We start from the raw sequence: 16,612 nt of genomic DNA on the forward strand, positions 1-16,612 counted from the left end.
ACGCAGACCTAAAAACGCATCTTATGAAGGTAAATGTGCAATCCGTAAATTTTGTTGCCGATGGAAAACTTATTGATTTTGTTCAAGAAAGAATGGATAAACTAGAATTATTTTATGATAAAGTAATCAGTTCTGATGTGTATTTGAAGGTAGAAAATACCAGTTCAAAAGAAAATAAAATTGTTGAAATCAAGATTAATGTTCCTCGTGATAAGTTTGTGGTGAAGAAGCAGTGTAAATCTTTTGAAGAGGCTATTGATTCTGCATGCAGTTCAATAGAAAGAAAACTAGTTAAAAAGAAGGAAAAAATGAGAATGCATGTTTAATTAAAATTTTTGATAATTTGTTTTGATTAAATAAAAATATATATACATTTGCAGTCCGTTAGAAATAGCGGGCTTTTTTTGTGTTAAAAAGGCTCTAAAAAGCCGATGTAGCTCAGCTGGCTAGAGCAGCTGATTTGTAATCAGCAGGTCGTGGGTTCGAGTCCCTCCATCGGCTCTTAAAGCACTAAAACAAAGGAAGGGGAGATACTCAAGCGGCCAACGAGGGCAGACTGTAAATCTGCTGACTATGTCTTCGCAGGTTCGAATCCTGCTCTCCCCACACAGTAAAAGCGAAACGTTCAAATTTCAAAAGAGATTTTTTGAAATTTTAATTTTGAAATGTTGATTTAAGAAAATGCGGGAGTAGCTCAGTTGGTAGAGCGTCAGCCTTCCAAGCTGAATGTCGCCGGTTCGAACCCGGTCTCCCGCTCTAAAGTCGTTCTTGTTAATACAAGAATTTCTTCCTTTTATTAGGAACTATATAAAGTAGTTGATTCAACACTTTACGCCGGTGTAGCTCAGGGGTAGAGCGTTTCCTTGGTAAGGAAGAGGTCACGAGTTCAAATCTCGTCATTGGCTCAAGAAAAAAAGATTAAGATTTAATGACATATTGATTTTGTTTTCCATTTAGTGACCTCGGTCACGCCTGCCTGCCGGCAGGCAGGAGTTCAAATCTCGTCATTGGCTCAAAAAAAAGATTTGTACACTAATATAAACTAAGATTAAAATCATTTAAAATGGCAAAGGAAACTTTTGATCGTTCCAAACCGCACTTAAATATTGGTACCATTGGACACGTGGATCACGGTAAAACTACATTGACTGCAGCTATTACTACTGTATTGGCTAACGCAGGTTTGTCTGAGCTTAGAAGCTTTGACTCTATTGATAATGCCCCTGAGGAAAAAGAAAGAGGTATTACAATTAACACATCTCACGTAGAGTATCAAACAGAAAATCGTCACTACGCTCACGTTGACTGTCCTGGTCACGCGGATTACGTAAAGAACATGGTTACTGGTGCTGCTCAGATGGACGGTGCTATTTTGGTTGTTGCTGCTACTGATGGTCCAATGCCACAGACTCGTGAGCACATCCTTTTAGGACGTCAGGTTGGTATTCCAAGAATTGTTGTTTTCTTGAATAAAGTTGACATGGTTGATGATGAAGAGCTTTTAGAGCTAGTTGAAATGGAAGTAAGAGAATTACTTTCTTTCTACGAATATGATGGTGATAACGGACCTGTAATTTCCGGTTCTGCACTTGGTGCTTTAAATGGTGAGCAAAAATGGGTTGACACCGTTATGGAGTTGATGGCAGCTGTTGATGAGTGGATCGAGCTTCCAAAAAGAGATGTTGATAAAGATTTCTTAATGCCTGTTGAAGATGTATTTACGATTACTGGTCGTGGTACTGTTGCAACTGGTCGTATCGAAACTGGTGTTGCCAATACTGGTGACGCTGTAGATATCATTGGTATGGGTGCTGAGAAATTAGCTTCTACAATTACTGGTGTTGAGATGTTCCGTAAAATCTTAGATAGAGGTGAAGCTGGTGATAACGTAGGTATTCTTTTAAGAGGTATCGAAAAAACCGATATCAAAAGGGGTATGGTAATCTGCAAGCCAGGTTCTGTTAAGCCACATGCCAAATTCAAAGCTGAGGTTTATATCTTGAAAAAAGAAGAAGGTGGTCGTCACACACCATTCCATAACAACTATCGTCCTCAGTTCTACGTAAGAACTACAGACGTAACTGGTAACATAGGTTTGCCAAGTGGGGTTGAAATGGTAATGCCAGGTGACAACTTGACAATCGAGGTAGATTTGATTCAGCCAATCGCGTTAAGTGTAGGTCTTCGTTTTGCTATCCGTGAAGGTGGTAGAACCGTAGGTGCTGGTCAGGTTACTGAGATTTTAGATTAATCATATTATAATCATAGTTTACACAAAAGGGTGTCCGTCATTTGGCGGATACCTTTCAGTGTAATATAAACGGGTGTAATCTACTCCACGATTTTTTTGGAGTAAATAAATACCAAAATACGGGCGTAGCTCAGTTGGTAGAGCACTGGTCTCCAAAACCAGGTGTCGGGAGTTCGAGTCTCTCCGCCCGTGCAAGTTGAAATAATGAAGCCAGTGAGGCGAGAAGTTTATCCTGAGCGAAGTCGAAGGAAGTCTCTCCGCCCGTGCAGAATAAAATTAGTTTTTATGTTGACATACGTTAAAGAGTCTTGGGAGGAATTAAAAAATAATGTTACCTGGTTAAACAGGGAGCAGGCTTCTAACTACATGGTGGTTGTAGCGGTATTCTCAATCATTTTTGCGTTAGCAACATGGGGAGTTGATAGCCTTTTTAGTAAGTTGATTCAGTTGTACTTTGATAAATTAATAGGATAAGGGCATGTCGGAGGTATTGGAGAAAAAGTGGTATGTAGTTAGAGCTGTAAGCGGCCAAGAGAATAAAATCAAAGGGTACATTGAAAGCGAGGTTGAAAGACATGGTTTCGGTGATTACCTTGAGGATGTTCTTGTACCTACTGAAAAAGTTGTACAAATCCGTAATGGAAAAAAGATCAACAAAGAGCGGACCTATTTCCCTGGCTATATTATGATAAAGGCCAATTTAGGAGGTGAAATGGTGCATATTATCCGTTCGATAACCAACGTAATCGGGTTTTTAGGAGAAACAAAAGGTGGTGATCCTGTACCATTGCGTAAGGCTGAAGTAAATAGAATGCTGGGCAAAGTTGATGAGTTAGCTGTTAATACCGATAGTGTTGCAATACCTTTTATAATTGGTGAAACGGTTAAGGTTATTGATGGACCTTTCAATGGCTTCAATGGAACTGTTGAAAAAATCAATGAAGAAAAGCGTAAGCTTGAGGTGATGGTGAAGATTTTCGGAAGAAAAACACCATTAGAGTTAAGCTATATGCAAGTAGAAAAAGTATAATCAGATAGGAGACATTAGATTTAAGATATAAGATTTTTAGTAGTTTATTTTTAACAATTAGTCTAAAATCTGACATCTTGTGTCTAACATCTTAAGACAAAAGAGCTGTTACATATATCGAAAATTGTGTTGCTTCCAATAGCACATTTTCAACTTAATTAAAAACAATGGCAAAAGAAGTAGATAAGGTAGTTAAATTACAAGTTAGGGGAGGTGCTGCGAATCCGTCGCCACCGGTTGGACCCGCCTTAGGTGCTGCCGGCGTTAACATCATGGAGTTCTGTAAGCAATTTAATGCGCGTACACAGGACAAACCGGGCAAAGTATTGCCTGTTGTTATCACGGTATACAAAGACAAATCTTTCGAGTTTGTCGTAAAAACACCACCAGCGGCAGTTCAATTGTTGGAAGCAGCAAAGATTAAAAAAGGATCGGGCGAACCTAACAGAGTTAAAAATGGATCTGTTTCCTGGGATCAAGTAAAGCAAATCGCTGAAGACAAAATGGTCGATTTGAATGCTTTTACAGTGGAGTCGGCAATGAGTATGGTTGCTGGTACTGCTAGATCAATGGGATTAAAGGTTGCAGGTAAAAGACCTTTTTAAAATCTAAAAGCAATTTCGAATGGCAAGATTGACTAAAAAGCAAAAAGAAGCACACGCTAAAATTGACAGAAACAAATTGTATTCTGTTGATGAAGCCTCTGCTTTGGTAAAAGAGATAACCAACGTAAAATTTGATGCGTCAATAGATTTAGCGGTTCGTTTGGGTGTAGATCCAAGAAAAGCAAATCAAATGGTTCGTGGTGTAGTTACACTACCTCACGGAACCGGTAAAGATGTTAAGGTTTTGGCATTGGTGACCCCAGATAAAGAAGCAGAAGCTAAGGAAGCTGGTGCTGATTATATTGGGTTAGATGAATATTTGGATAAAATAAAAGGAGGTTGGACAGATGTTGATGTTATCATCACAATGCCAAGCGTTATGGGTAAATTAGGTCCTTTAGGAAGGGTTCTAGGTCCCAGAGGTTTAATGCCTAATCCAAAAACCGGAACAGTTACTATGGATGTTGCGAAGGCGGTATCTGATGTAAAAGCTGGTAAAATTGATTTTAAAGTTGATAAAACAGGAATCGTACATGCAGCAATAGGTAAATCATCTTTTTCGGCAGACAAAATTGCAGGTAATGCAAAAGAGTTGTTGGATACTTTGATGAAATTGAAACCTGCGGCAGCTAAAGGTGTTTACATGAAAAGTGTTTACATGTCTAGTACTATGAGTCCTAGTGTTCAACTAGATCCTAAAGCAGTTTAATTACTGGGTAGTCTAAAATTATAACAATGACAAGAGAAGAAAAAGCAACCGTAATTGAAGATTTGACTGCACAGTTAGCCGATAACCCTAACATATATCTTGCTGATATTTCTGGGTTAGATGCCGTGACTACTTCTAATTTAAGAAGAGCATGTTTCAAGGCTAATATTAAACTAGCAGTTGTTAAAAATACTTTGCTTGCAAAAGCAATGGAAGCTTCTGATAAGGAGTTTGGGGAACTTCCGGAAGTATTAAAAGGTAATACCTCTTTAATGCTATCTGAGACAGGAAATGCTCCTGCAAAACTTATCAAAAACTTCAGAAAAAAATCAGATAAGCCTTTATTAAAAGGTGCCTTTATTGAAGAGGCGGTTTATATCGGTGATGAAAACTTAGATTCTTTGGTGAACATTAAGTCCAAAGAAGAAGTTATCGGAGATATTATCGGTCTATTGCAATCACCGGCCAAGAATGTTATTTCTGGTCTTAAATCTGGTGGCGGTAAATTAGCTGGTATCATTAAAACTTTATCTGAACGATAATTCGCACGCACTAAAACAATTATATTTTAAAAATTTTATTTAAACGATAGAAAAATGGCAGATTTAAAAGATTTTGCAGAACAGTTGGTCAACCTTACCGTAAAAGAGGTAAACGAATTGGCTGATATTTTAAAAGAAGAGTATGGTATCGAGCCTGCAGCTGCTGCTGTAGCAGTTGCTGCTGGTGGCGCTGCCGCCGGTGGTGGAGAAGCAGCTGAGGAGCAAACAGAATTTGATGTTATCCTTAAAGCGGCCGGTGCTTCTAAATTAGCAGTAGTTAAATTGGTAAAAGAATTAACAGGTCTTGGCTTGAAAGATGCTAAAGATATTGTTGATAGCGCACCAAAAGCGGTTAAAGAAGCTGTTTCTAAAGACGAAGCAGAAGGTATCAAAAAATCTTTGGAAGAAGCAGGAGCAGAAGTTGAGCTTAAATAGTAGCTTTTACATAGATAATATGGTTAAGGTCTTTCCGTAAAAACGGTCAGACCTTAGCCTGTTTTTATAGCAGCATGTGATGGCACATGTTACCCAAAAGAGAATTCACTATCAAAATTTGTCCATAGATGTTCACAAATCAGACTGAAAGAGTAAATTTTGCATCCGCTAAGAACATACCGGAATACCCGGATTTCTTGGACATTCAGATCAAGTCGTTTCAAGACTTTTTTCAACTTGAAACGAAATCTGACGAAAGAGGCAACGAAGGTTTGTACAATACCTTCATGGAAAACTTTCCAATCACAGATACTAGAAACCAGTTCGTACTTGAGTTTTTAGACTACTTCATAGATCCTCCACGATATTCGATACAAGAGTGTATCGAGAGGGGTCTTACCTACAGCGTACCTTTAAAGGCACGTTTAAAATTATACTGTACAGATCCAGAGCATGAAGACTTTGAAACTATAGTTCAAGATGTGTATTTAGGTACTATTCCATATATGACGCCAAGTGGTACTTTTGTTATCAATGGCGCAGAACGTGTGGTGGTATCACAGTTGCATAGATCTCCTGGTGTATTCTTTGGTCAATCATTCCATGCAAATGGTACTAAATTGTATTCTGCAAGGGTAATTCCGTTCAAAGGTTCTTGGATAGAATTCGCAACTGACATCAATAGCGTTATGTACGCATACATTGATAGAAAGAAAAAATTACCAGTAACAACATTATTCCGTGCAATTGGTTTTGAGAGGGATAAGGATATTTTAGAAATTTTTGATCTTTCAGAAGAGGTGAAAGTTTCTAAAGCTGGTTTAAAAAAGGTACTTGGTCGCAAACTAGCGGCAAGAGTCTTGAACACTTGGCATGAAGATTTTGTTGATGAAGATACAGGTGAAGTTGTATCCATTGAGAGAAACGAGATTGTTTTAGATCGTGATACCATTCTTGAAAAAGAGCATATTGATGAAATAGTTGATGCAGATGTTAAAACTATTTTATTGCATAAAGAGAATAATACGCAGTCTGATTATGCCATTATTCATAATACACTTCAAAAAGACCCTACAAACTCTGAAAAGGAAGCTGTAGAACATATTTACCGTCAATTACGTAACGCTGAGCCGCCAGATGAAGAAACGGCAAGAGGTATTATTGATAAATTGTTCTTCTCTGATCAACGTTATAACCTTGGTGAGGTAGGTCGTTACAGAATGAATAAAAAATTAGGTCTTGATATTGGAATGGACAAGCAAGTCTTGACCAAAGAAGATATCATCACCATCATAAAATACCTTATTGAGTTAATCAATTCAAAAGCAGAGATTGATGATATCGATCACTTATCAAACCGTCGTGTTAGAACTGTAGGTGAGCAATTATCTTCTCAGTTTGGTGTTGGTCTAGCGCGTATGGCAAGAACCATTCGTGAAAGAATGAACGTTCGTGATAATGAGGTATTTACCCCAATAGATTTAATTAATGCAAAGACCCTGTCTTCTGTAATTAATTCTTTCTTTGGTACTAACCAACTTTCTCAGTTTATGGATCAAACCAATCCATTGGCAGAGATTACTCATAAAAGAAGATTATCAGCATTAGGGCCAGGTGGTCTTTCTCGTGAAAGAGCTGGTTTTGAGGTTCGTGACGTTCACTATACGCACTACGGTAGACTATGTCCTATTGAAACTCCTGAAGGACCAAATATTGGTTTAATATCGTCTTTATCGGTATTCGCCAAGGTTAATCCAATGGGCTTTTTAGAAACTCCTTACCGTAAGGTGGAGAATGGAAAGGTCGATACTAAGAATTTTGCTTATTTAAGTGCCGAGGAAGAAGAGGGAATGAAAATTTCTCAAGCTAATATTCCACTTAAAGAAGACGGAACTATCAACGTCGAAAAAGTAATTGCACGTGAAGAAGGAGATTTCCCAGTTGTGGATCCTTCTGAAGTTAATTACACAGATGTTGCTCCGAATCAAATAGCTTCTATTTCAGCTTCATTAATTCCTTTCTTGGAACATGATGATGCGAACAGGGCATTGATGGGGTCAAACATGATGCGCCAGGCAGTTCCATTATTGAGACCACAATCTCCGATTGTAGGTACGGGCTTAGAACGTCAGGTTGCAACTGATTCTAGAGTATTGATCAATGCAGAAGAAGATGGAATAATTGATTATGTTGATGCTCAAAAGATTACAGTTAAATATCTTAGAACTGAAGACGAGAAGTTAGTAAGCTTTGAAGAAGATTATAAATCATACAACCTAATAAAATTCCGTAAAACCAATCAAGGTACAAGTATTAACTTGAAGCCGATTGTTAAGAAAGGGGATAAGGTTAAGAAAGGCCAAGTACTTTGTGAAGGTTATGCTACTGAAAAAGGAGAACTTGCTTTAGGTAGAAATATGAAAGTTGCCTTTATGCCTTGGAAGGGGTATAACTTTGAGGATGCAATCGTAATTTCTGAAAAGGTTGTGAGAGAAGATATTTTCACCTCGATTCACATTGATGAATATGCTCTTGAGGTACGTGATACCAAATTAGGTGCTGAAGAATTGACGAATGATATTCCTAATGTTTCTGAAGAGGCTACAAAAGACTTGGATGAAAACGGAATGATTCGTATTGGTGCAGAAGTTAAACCTGGAGATATTTTAATAGGAAAGATCACTCCGAAAGGAGAATCTGACCCAACTCCTGAAGAAAAATTGCTTCGTGCAATCTTTGGTGATAAAGCTGGTGATGTAAAAGATGCTTCATTAAAAGCTTCACCATCTTTAAGAGGTGTGGTAATAGACAAGAAGTTATTTTCTCGCTCGATAAAAGATAAAAGAAAGCGTTCAGAAGATAAAGAGGCTATCTCTAAACTAGAGATGGATTATGAAGTAAAATTTGAACAGCTTAAAGACGTTTTAGTAGAGAAGCTTTTTACTTTAATTAACGGAAAAACTTCGCAGGGCGTTATGAACGACTTGGGTGAGGAAGTTTTACCAAAAGGTAAGAAGTATACCATTAAGATGTTGAATTCGGTAGATGACTTTGCCCACTTAATAGGAGGAAGCTGGACTACCGATGATAAAACCAATACTCAAGTTGCCGATTTACTTCACAACTATAAGATTAAGTTGAATGACCTTCAAGGTAATCTTAGAAGAGATAAGTTCACGATTTCGGTAGGTGATGAATTACCTGCTGGAATTATGAAATTGGCTAAAGTTTACATTGCTAAAAAGCGTAAGCTTAAGGTTGGTGATAAAATGGCAGGGCGTCACGGTAACAAAGGTATCGTTGCACGTATCGTTCGCCAAGAAGATATGCCTTTCTTAGAAGACGGAACACCGGTTGATATTGTATTGAATCCGCTAGGTGTACCATCTCGTATGAACATTGGGCAGATTTATGAAACGGTTCTTGGTTGGGCCGGCGAAAAATTGGGTCGTAAGTACGGCACTCCGATTTTTGACGGTGCTACCTTAGATCAAATTAATGCATTGACCGATGAAGCAGGTGTGCCAAGATTTGGCCATACACATCTTTACGATGGCGGAACTGGTGAGCGATTTGATCAGGCTGCAACAGTAGGTATTATCTACATGTTGAAGTTGGGTCATATGGTAGATGACAAGATGCACGCACGTTCTATCGGACCATATTCATTGATTACACAGCAGCCACTTGGTGGTAAAGCGCAATTTGGTGGTCAACGTTTTGGAGAAATGGAAGTTTGGGCACTTGAGGCGTATGGCGCTTCAGCTACGCTTCGTGAAATCTTGACCGTAAAATCAGATGACGTAATTGGTAGAGCTAAAACTTACGAATCAATCGTAAAAGGTGAAACTATGCCAGAACCTGGATTGCCAGAATCTTTCAACGTACTAATGCACGAACTTAAAGGTTTAGGTTTGGATATTAGATTGGAAGAATAATAGTATAGTTGAGAAACTATTAAAAGAGAACATTTTTTAACAATTTCATCTTTATAGCATTATGGCTAGAATAAAAGATAATAACGCACCAAAGAGGTTTAATAAAATTTCAATCGGATTGGCATCTCCAGAATCAATTTTGGCAGAGTCAAGAGGTGAAGTTTTAAAGCCGGAAACCATTAACTATAGAACACACAAGCCAGAACGTGACGGGTTGTTCTGTGAGCGTATTTTTGGTCCTGTTAAGGATTATGAATGTGCCTGTGGAAAATACAAGCGTATTCGTTACCGCGGTATTGTATGTGACCGTTGTGGTGTAGAAGTAACAGAGAAAAAAGTACGTCGTGATAGAGTAGGGCACATTAATTTGGTTGTACCTGTTGCGCATATTTGGTATTTCCGTTCGCTTCCAAATAAAATAGGATACTTACTTGGTCTTCCATCCAAGAAATTGGACATGATTATTTACTACGAGCGTTACGTAGTAATTCAACCAGGTATTGCGAAAGGACCAGAGGGAGAAGAAATCAATAAAATGGATTTCTTAACCGAAGAGGAGTATCTGAATATTTTAGAAACAATTCCTGCTGAAAATCAGTATTTAGAAGATTCTGACCCAAATAAGTTTATCGCAAAAATGGGTGCTGAATGTCTAATTGATTTGTTAGGTAGAATTGATTTAGAGCAGCTTTCTTACGAATTAAGACATAAAGCAAATACAGAAACTTCTAAACAACGTAAAACAGAAGCCTTAAAAAGACTTCAAGTTGTTGAAGCTTTGCGTGAATCTCAAGATAATCGCGAAAACAATCCAGAATGGATGATTATGAAAGTAGTTCCGGTGATTCCACCAGAATTACGTCCATTAGTTCCTCTAGATGGTGGTCGTTTTGCGACTTCAGATTTAAATGATTTATATCGTAGAGTAATTATCAGAAACAATCGTTTAAAGCGATTGATGGAAATCAAAGCTCCAGAAGTTATTCTTCGTAACGAGAAAAGGATGCTTCAAGAGTCTGTTGATTCTTTATTTGATAACACAAGAAAAGCATCTGCCGTTAAGACAGAATCAAATAGACCATTGAAATCCCTTTCAGATTCTTTGAAAGGTAAGCAAGGTCGTTTCCGTCAAAATTTATTAGGTAAACGTGTCGATTATTCAGCACGTTCTGTAATTGTTGTAGGTCCTGAATTGAACTTATACGAATGCGGTCTTCCTAAAGACATGGCGGCTGAATTATACAAACCTTTCGTAATTAGAAAACTGATTGAAAGAGGTATTGTTAAAACAGTAAAGTCTGCTAAAAAAATAATAGACAAGAAAGAACCTGTAGTTTGGGATATTCTTGAAAATGTATTGAAAGGACATCCTGTGCTGTTAAACAGGGCCCCAACATTACACAGATTAGGAATTCAAGCGTTTCAGCCTAAACTTATCGAAGGAAAGGCAATTCGTTTACATCCATTGGCGTGTACTGCATTTAATGCGGATTTTGATGGGGATCAGATGGCGGTACATTTACCGTTAGGTCCTGAGGCTATTTTAGAGGCGCAACTTTTAATGTTGGCTTCTCAAAATATCTTAAATCCAGCAAATGGTTCACCTATTACGGTACCTTCTCAAGATGTGGTACTTGGTCTTTATTATATGACCAAACATCGTAAATCAACAAAAGAATTGCCAATAAAAGGAGAAGGATTAACTTTTTATTCAGCAGAGGAAGTTGAAATAGCCTTCAATGAAAATAAAGTTGATTTGAATGCCGGAATCAAGGTTCGTGCAAAGGACTTTAATGAAGAAGGAGAGTTGGTAAATCAGATTATTGAGACCACCGTAGGTAGAGTATTATTTAACACTCACGTTCCTGTAGAAGCAGGTTTTATCAATCAAGTATTGAATAAAAAAGCGTTGAGAAATATCATTGGTGATATTTTAGCGGTCACAGATGTTCCTCGAACTGCTGAGTTTTTGGATAAGATTAAGACCATGGGATATCAATTTGCCTTCAAAGGTGGATTATCATTCAGTTTAGGGGATATTATTATTCCTAAAGAAAAAATTGAAATGATTGAAGATGCCAACGGTCAAGTCGATGGTATTATGGCCAATTATAACATGGGTCTTATTACCAATAACGAACGTTACAATCAAGTAATTGATGTTTGGACTTCTACTAATGCAATGTTGACAGAGTTAGCAATGAAGCGTATTAGGGAAGATAACCAAGGATTCAATTCGGTATATATGATGCTTGATTCTGGTGCAAGGGGTTCAAAGGAGCAAATTCGCCAGTTGACAGGTATGCGTGGTTTGATGGCCAAGCCTAAGAAATCTACTGCCGGTGGAGGTGAGATTATTGAAAACCCTATTCTTTCTAACTTTAAAGAAGGCTTATCTATTTTAGAATACTTCATTTCAACTCACGGTGCTCGTAAAGGTCTTGCGGATACAGCTTTAAAAACTGCTGACGCGGGTTACTTGACACGTCGTTTGGTTGATGTTTCGCAAGATGTGATTATCAATATCGAAGATTGTGAAACATTAAGAGGTATTGAGGTTAAAGCCTTAAAGAAAAATGAGGAGGTTGTTGAAACTCTAGGAGAACGTATTCTTGGTCGTGTTTCTTTACATGATGTATATGATCCGATTACTCAAGAAGAGTTATTGACTTCAGGTCAAATCATTAATGAATCTGATGCTGCCAAAATAGAAGCATCTCCTATTGAAAAGATTGAAGTGCGTTCACCATTAACATGTGAGGCTCCAAAAGGTATTTGTGCGCAATGCTACGGAAGAAACTTAGCTACCAATAAAATGGTACAAAGAGGTGAAGCAGTTGGTGTTGTTGCGGCACAATCTATTGGAGAACCTGGTACACAGTTAACACTGCGTACTTTCCACGTTGGTGGTATTGCAGGTAACATTTCTGAGGATAATAAGTTGGAAGCCAAGTTCGACGGTGTTGCTGAAATTGAAGATTTAAGAACTGTAGAAGGAGATAATGGTGAAGGAGGAAAATCAACAATTGTAATATCAAGAACATCAGAGATTAAAGTAGTAGATGCAAAAACAGGTATTACTTTAAGTACAAATAATATTCCTTATGGTTCTATGCTAGCTATCAAGAATGGCGCTAAAATCAAAAAAGGAGATGTAATTTGTTCATGGGATCCATATAACGGTGTAATCGTTTCTGAGTTTACTGGAAAAATTGCATACGAGAATATTGAGCAAGGTGTTACTTATCAGGTTGAAATCGATGAACAAACAGGTTTCCAAGAGAAAGTTATCTCTGAATCTAGAAATAAAAAGTTGATTCCAACTTTATTAATTCAAGATGCCAAAGGAGAAACATTACGTTCTTATAACCTTCCGGTTGGTTCGCATATCATGGTAGATGATGGTGAAAAGATTCAAGAAGGAAAAACTTTGGTTAAGATTCCGCGTAAGTCTGCTAAGGCTGGTGATATTACGGGTGGTCTACCAAGAGTTACCGAATTGTTTGAAGCGCGTAACCCATCTAACCCAGCAGTTGTTTCTGAAATTGACGGTGTAGTTTCTTTTGGTAAAATCAAAAGAGGTAATAGAGAGATTATTATTGAGTCAAAACTTGGGGAAATCAAGAAATACTTAGTTAAACTTTCTAACCAGATTTTAGTTCAAGAGAATGACTACGTTCGTGCAGGAATGCCACTTTCTGATGGTTCTATTACCCCTGAGGACATTTTGGCAATTAAAGGCCCATCAGCTGTACAGCAATATTTAGTGAACGAAGTTCAAGAGGTATACCGACTACAAGGTGTGAAAATTAATGATAAGCACTTTGAAGTAGTTGTGAGACAGATGATGCGTAAAGTACGTATTCAAGATGCCGGCGATACAATTTTCTTAGAGAATCAATTAATTCATAAAAAAGATTTTATCGTTGAAAATGATGAGATTTTTGGTAAGAAAGTTGTTGAGGATGCAGGTGATTCAGAGAACCTAAAAGCGGGTCAAATAATTACTGCCCGAGAATTAAGAGATGAGAATTCATTGCTGAAAAGAGCGGATAGAACTTTGGTTTCTGCTAGAGATGCCGTTGCAGCTACTGCAACACCAATACTTCAAGGTATTACAAGGGCATCGTTACAGACGAAATCGTTTATTTCTGCTGCATCCTTCCAAGAAACCACTAAAGTATTGAACGAAGCTGCTGTAAGCGGTAAAGTAGATACTCTAGAAGGATTGAAGGAGAATGTAATTGTAGGGCATAAGATTCCTGCAGGTACAGGTATGCGTGATTATGAAAATATCATTGTTGGTTCCAAAGAGGAGTACGATGAAATTATGGCTCGAAAAGAGGAGTTTAAATTCTAAATAATAGAAACCCTGGCCCAACCGTCAGGGTTTTCTTTTTTAATACCTAAGCTTATGGCAGATAAGAATCAAAACCAAAAACAGATTAATATAGAATTGGATGAAAAGACCGCAGAAGGTATCTATTCAAATTTGGCTATTATTAATCACTCTGTTTCAGAATTTGTTGTAGACTTTATTAGTATGATGCCGGGAGCTCCAAAGGCTAAGGTAAAGAGCAGAATTGTATTAACACCGCAGCATGCTAAGAAGTTTTTAAAAGCATTAAATGATAATGTACAGCGCTTTGAAAAAGCGCATGGAACAATAAAAGACTATGAACAACCTCCAATTCCATTAAACTTTGGACCTACTGGAGAAGCATAAAAAAAAGCCCTGATTATTAGTCAGGGCTTTTTTTAATTACTTTCAAATTATTGGTTTATTTAAGCCAACCATTTGCAATTCCTTTTTTTGCGAAAAGAACGAGATAAACACCAAACGCAATAACTAGAATAGGCATTATATAGGCTTCTGTTCCATAAACTTCCACTGAATTGGTCATAAAAAGCCAATGTATAAATTGGGCAGTTGCTGTAATCAGTGAAATAATAAAAACTGGCCTTGCCCATTTTTTTCTTAACAAAAGGGCAATTGAGGCAAATGTTCCGCCAAACACTGCAATTGCGAAGCATGCTGTTACCCAGGCAGGGCGACCTTCATAAAGTTCACGCATTTCTTGGCTCATGGCCTCCAATTGTTCAATACTTACATAAGCATCCATTAGATAAGAACCTACTCCCATTAAGTTCCATAAAAGGGCAATAACACTTACCACCCAAAACCATGTGGGTGGTTTTTTAATTACTTCAGTGGTCATAAAATGTATGTTTATTGGTTAATAACCAGTAAAATACAAAAAAAAGAGTCAAATATTCTTAATTAGATATGGAGTTTAAATATCAAATTCAGAAGTAAAATGTAGCTTTACCGTTGGGTATTTCTGTTGCGTCATTTGTAATGAAAACTGTGAGTCTGCCAAGAACACCAGTTGCCCTCTTTTATCGATAGCTAGAAATTTTTGTTTTACCCTTTTGAACTCCTTAAATTCATCATTGTCGCTTTCTGGCGCTACCCAGCATGCTTTGTGTACAGGAAAGTTTTCATAAGTACACTTAGCCCCGTATTCATGCTCTAGACGGTATTGAATTACTTCATATTGAAGGGCTCCCACTGTTCCGATAACTTTTCTACCATTTAGTTCAAGTGTGAATAATTGAGCTACACCTTCATCCATTAGCTGGTCTATACCTTTATAGAGCTGTTTGGATTTTAGTGGGTCTGCATTGTTGATATACCGAAAATGTTCGGGCGAAAAACTCGGAATACCCTTGTAGTTCAATTCTTCGCCATTGGTCAAGGTATCGCCAATTTTAAAATTTCCCGTATCATGTAAGCCAACTATATCTCCTGGGTAAGAGATATCCACAATCTCTTTTTTCTCAGCAAAAAATGCGTTTGGACTAGAGAATTTTAGATTTTTCCCGTGTCTAACATGTAAATAAGGTTTGTTTCGTTCAAAGGTTCCAGAAACTATCTTAATGAATGCTAGTCTATCCCTATGTTTAGGGTCCATATTAGCATGGATCTTAAAAACAAAACCAGAAAAGTCTTTTTCATGAGCGTCTACAATGCGCTCTTCGGCTTTTTTAGGTCTGGGTGGAGGAGCTATTTGTACGAAACAATCTAATAATTCGCGAACACCAAAATTATTTAGTGCCGAACCAAAGAATACGGGCTGCTGTTTTCCATTGAGATATGCTTCTTTGTCAAATTCGGGGTAAACCCCATTTACAAGTTCAAGGTTGTCCCTTAAATCAGAAGCGGCGTTTTCACCAATAATCTTTTCAAGTTCTGGACTATCTATGTTGTCGAAGGCTATAGTGTCTTCAATATTTGATTTACTGTTTCCGCTAAAAAGATTTATATTTTTTTCATAGATATTATAAATCCCTTTAAAATCATAGCCCATTCCTATTGGAAAACTTAATGGAGTCACGGTTAGCCCTAACTTCTGTTCTACTTCGTCCAATAAGTCAAAAGCATCTTTTCCTTCTCTATCCAGTTTATTTATAAAAACAAGCATGGGTATGTTACGCATTCGGCATACTTCTACGAGTTTTTCAGTTTGTTCTTCAACACCTTTAGCAACATCAATCACAACAATAACGCTATCTACCGCAGTTAAGGTTCTAAAAGTATCCTCAGCAAAATCTTTGTGCCCTGGAGTGTCTAAAATATTGATTTTCTTATCATTATAAATAAACGCAAGAACAGAGGTCGCTACTGAAATTCCACGTTGTCTCTCGATTTCCATGAAATCACTGGTAGCCGTTTTCTTTATTTTATTATTTTTTACTGCACCGGCCTCTTGAATTGCACCTCCGAATAATAAAAGTTTTTCGGTCAATGTAGTTTTACCTGCATCTGGGTGGGAAATAATTCCAAATGTTCTGCGACGCGCTATTTCTTTTTCAAAACTCATCTAAAAAATTTGCGCAAAATTATTGATTTATAATGACTTGTACCGATGATTTTTTATTTGATAAAGAAACTGCTTCTAAATAATGGTGACTTCTTTGAAGAGAGTGTTTCTTATTACTATGGTTCTTAATAATTTACTAACAGAAAAATCTATCCGTACTTTTTAAACGTAAATTGATAATTGCAGGTTAGGTTGAATGAGCTGCGTTTTATCGAATA

The 16,612-nt window shown here is 37.5% G+C and carries 13 protein-coding genes and 5 tRNA genes; 16 read left to right on the plus strand and 2 right to left on the minus strand.

Annotated features, from left to right (window positions below; translation table 11 throughout):
- Window positions 1-23 precede the first annotated feature (23 nt).
- The 16 genes from hpf (at window position 24) to ACZ1GR_RS15080 (ending at window position 14,236) form a co-directional block, all read left to right on the plus strand.
- Window positions 24-326, plus strand: coding sequence for a ribosome hibernation-promoting factor, HPF/YfiA family (hpf, locus tag ACZ1GR_RS15005; protein WP_377764860.1), 303 nt, complete (start codon window positions 24-26; stop codon window positions 324-326).
- Between the two features lie 101 nt (window positions 327-427).
- Window positions 428-501 (plus strand) — tRNA-Thr (locus tag ACZ1GR_RS15010).
- 23 nt (window positions 502-524) lie between these two features.
- Window positions 525-606, plus strand: a tRNA-Tyr gene (locus ACZ1GR_RS15015).
- Window positions 607-683: 77 nt separating this feature from the next.
- Window positions 684-756, plus strand: a tRNA-Gly gene (locus ACZ1GR_RS15020).
- Window positions 757-833: 77 nt separating this feature from the next.
- Window positions 834-905 (plus strand) — tRNA-Thr (locus ACZ1GR_RS15025).
- A 158-nt stretch (window positions 906-1,063) separates the two neighbouring features.
- Window positions 1,064-2,251 (plus strand): elongation factor Tu, encoded by a 1,188-nt coding sequence (gene tuf, locus ACZ1GR_RS15030; RefSeq protein ID WP_472609710.1) that lies wholly within the window; start codon window positions 1,064-1,066, stop codon window positions 2,249-2,251.
- A 119-nt stretch (window positions 2,252-2,370) separates the two neighbouring features.
- Window positions 2,371-2,443: transfer RNA gene (locus tag ACZ1GR_RS15035), tRNA-Trp, on the plus strand.
- A 93-nt stretch (window positions 2,444-2,536) separates the two neighbouring features.
- Window positions 2,537-2,725, plus strand: coding sequence for a preprotein translocase subunit SecE (secE, locus tag ACZ1GR_RS15040; protein WP_377764862.1), 189 nt, complete (start codon window positions 2,537-2,539; stop codon window positions 2,723-2,725).
- Between the two features lie 4 nt (window positions 2,726-2,729).
- Window positions 2,730-3,281 carry a transcription termination/antitermination protein NusG gene (gene nusG / locus ACZ1GR_RS15045; RefSeq protein ID WP_377764863.1) on the plus strand — a complete coding sequence of 184 codons (552 nt, stop codon included), beginning with the start codon at window positions 2,730-2,732 and terminating at the stop codon, window positions 3,279-3,281.
- A gap of 167 nt (window positions 3,282-3,448) precedes the next feature.
- The gene (gene rplK / locus ACZ1GR_RS15050) at window positions 3,449-3,886 is read left to right on the plus strand and encodes a 50S ribosomal protein L11 (RefSeq protein WP_377764864.1); all 438 of its coding nucleotides are present in this window, start codon (window positions 3,449-3,451) and stop codon (window positions 3,884-3,886) included.
- Between the two features lie 19 nt (window positions 3,887-3,905).
- On the plus strand, window positions 3,906-4,595 hold the full coding sequence (gene rplA / locus ACZ1GR_RS15055; protein ID WP_377764865.1) for a 50S ribosomal protein L1: 690 nt from the start codon (window positions 3,906-3,908) through the stop codon (window positions 4,593-4,595).
- 26 nt (window positions 4,596-4,621) lie between these two features.
- The gene (rplJ, locus tag ACZ1GR_RS15060; protein WP_377764866.1) at window positions 4,622-5,137 is read left to right on the plus strand and encodes a 50S ribosomal protein L10; all 516 of its coding nucleotides are present in this window, start codon (window positions 4,622-4,624) and stop codon (window positions 5,135-5,137) included.
- 54 nt (window positions 5,138-5,191) lie between these two features.
- Window positions 5,192-5,572 (plus strand): 50S ribosomal protein L7/L12, encoded by a 381-nt coding sequence (gene rplL, locus ACZ1GR_RS15065; protein WP_377764867.1) that lies wholly within the window; start codon window positions 5,192-5,194, stop codon window positions 5,570-5,572.
- A gap of 128 nt (window positions 5,573-5,700) precedes the next feature.
- Window positions 5,701-9,510 (plus strand): DNA-directed RNA polymerase subunit beta, encoded by a 3,810-nt coding sequence (rpoB, locus tag ACZ1GR_RS15070; protein WP_472609711.1) that lies wholly within the window; start codon window positions 5,701-5,703, stop codon window positions 9,508-9,510.
- Window positions 9,511-9,571: 61 nt separating this feature from the next.
- Window positions 9,572-13,870 (plus strand): DNA-directed RNA polymerase subunit beta', encoded by a 4,299-nt coding sequence (gene rpoC / locus ACZ1GR_RS15075; RefSeq protein ID WP_472609712.1) that lies wholly within the window; start codon window positions 9,572-9,574, stop codon window positions 13,868-13,870.
- A 54-nt stretch (window positions 13,871-13,924) separates the two neighbouring features.
- The gene (locus ACZ1GR_RS15080) at window positions 13,925-14,236 is read left to right on the plus strand and encodes a DUF3467 domain-containing protein (protein ID WP_472609713.1); all 312 of its coding nucleotides are present in this window, start codon (window positions 13,925-13,927) and stop codon (window positions 14,234-14,236) included.
- A gap of 55 nt (window positions 14,237-14,291) precedes the next feature.
- Here the strand turns inward: ACZ1GR_RS15080 and ACZ1GR_RS15085 are convergent, their stop codons facing one another.
- Together ACZ1GR_RS15085 and ACZ1GR_RS15090 are read right to left on the minus strand one after the other, a co-directional pair.
- The gene (locus ACZ1GR_RS15085; protein WP_472609714.1) at window positions 14,292-14,729 is read right to left on the minus strand and encodes a hypothetical protein; all 438 of its coding nucleotides are present in this window, start codon (window positions 14,727-14,729) and stop codon (window positions 14,292-14,294) included.
- Window positions 14,730-14,804: 75 nt separating this feature from the next.
- Window positions 14,805-16,394 (minus strand): peptide chain release factor 3, encoded by a 1,590-nt coding sequence (locus ACZ1GR_RS15090; protein WP_377764872.1) that lies wholly within the window; start codon window positions 16,392-16,394, stop codon window positions 14,805-14,807.
- Window positions 16,395-16,612 lie beyond the last annotated feature (218 nt).

The sequence above is a fragment of the Croceitalea sp. W27 genome, assembly GCF_055693185.1.

What these genes read in the sequence shown, in the direction of transcription:
- rplK (WP_377764864.1), top strand. Translation starts at nt 3,449, where the DNA reads ATGGCAAAAGAAGTAGATAAGGTAGTTAAATTACAAGTTAGGGGAGGT.
- hpf (WP_377764860.1), top strand. Translation starts at nt 24, where the DNA reads ATGAAGGTAAATGTGCAATCCGTAAATTTTGTTGCCGATGGAAAACTT.
- ACZ1GR_RS15085 (WP_472609714.1), bottom strand. Translation starts at nt 14,729, where the DNA reads ATGACCACTGAAGTAATTAAAAAACCACCCACATGGTTTTGGGTGGTA.
- rplA (WP_377764865.1), top strand. Translation starts at nt 3,906, where the DNA reads ATGGCAAGATTGACTAAAAAGCAAAAAGAAGCACACGCTAAAATTGAC.
- ACZ1GR_RS15090 (WP_377764872.1), bottom strand. Translation starts at nt 16,394, where the DNA reads ATGAGTTTTGAAAAAGAAATAGCGCGTCGCAGAACATTTGGAATTATT.
- rplJ (WP_377764866.1), top strand. Translation starts at nt 4,622, where the DNA reads ATGACAAGAGAAGAAAAAGCAACCGTAATTGAAGATTTGACTGCACAG.
- tuf (WP_472609710.1), top strand. Translation starts at nt 1,064, where the DNA reads ATGGCAAAGGAAACTTTTGATCGTTCCAAACCGCACTTAAATATTGGT.
- ACZ1GR_RS15080 (WP_472609713.1), top strand. Translation starts at nt 13,925, where the DNA reads ATGGCAGATAAGAATCAAAACCAAAAACAGATTAATATAGAATTGGAT.
- rplL (WP_377764867.1), top strand. Translation starts at nt 5,192, where the DNA reads ATGGCAGATTTAAAAGATTTTGCAGAACAGTTGGTCAACCTTACCGTA.
- rpoB (WP_472609711.1), top strand. Translation starts at nt 5,701, where the DNA reads ATGTTCACAAATCAGACTGAAAGAGTAAATTTTGCATCCGCTAAGAAC.
- nusG (WP_377764863.1), top strand. Translation starts at nt 2,730, where the DNA reads ATGTCGGAGGTATTGGAGAAAAAGTGGTATGTAGTTAGAGCTGTAAGC.
- rpoC (WP_472609712.1), top strand. Translation starts at nt 9,572, where the DNA reads ATGGCTAGAATAAAAGATAATAACGCACCAAAGAGGTTTAATAAAATT.
- secE (WP_377764862.1), top strand. Translation starts at nt 2,537, where the DNA reads ATGTTGACATACGTTAAAGAGTCTTGGGAGGAATTAAAAAATAATGTT.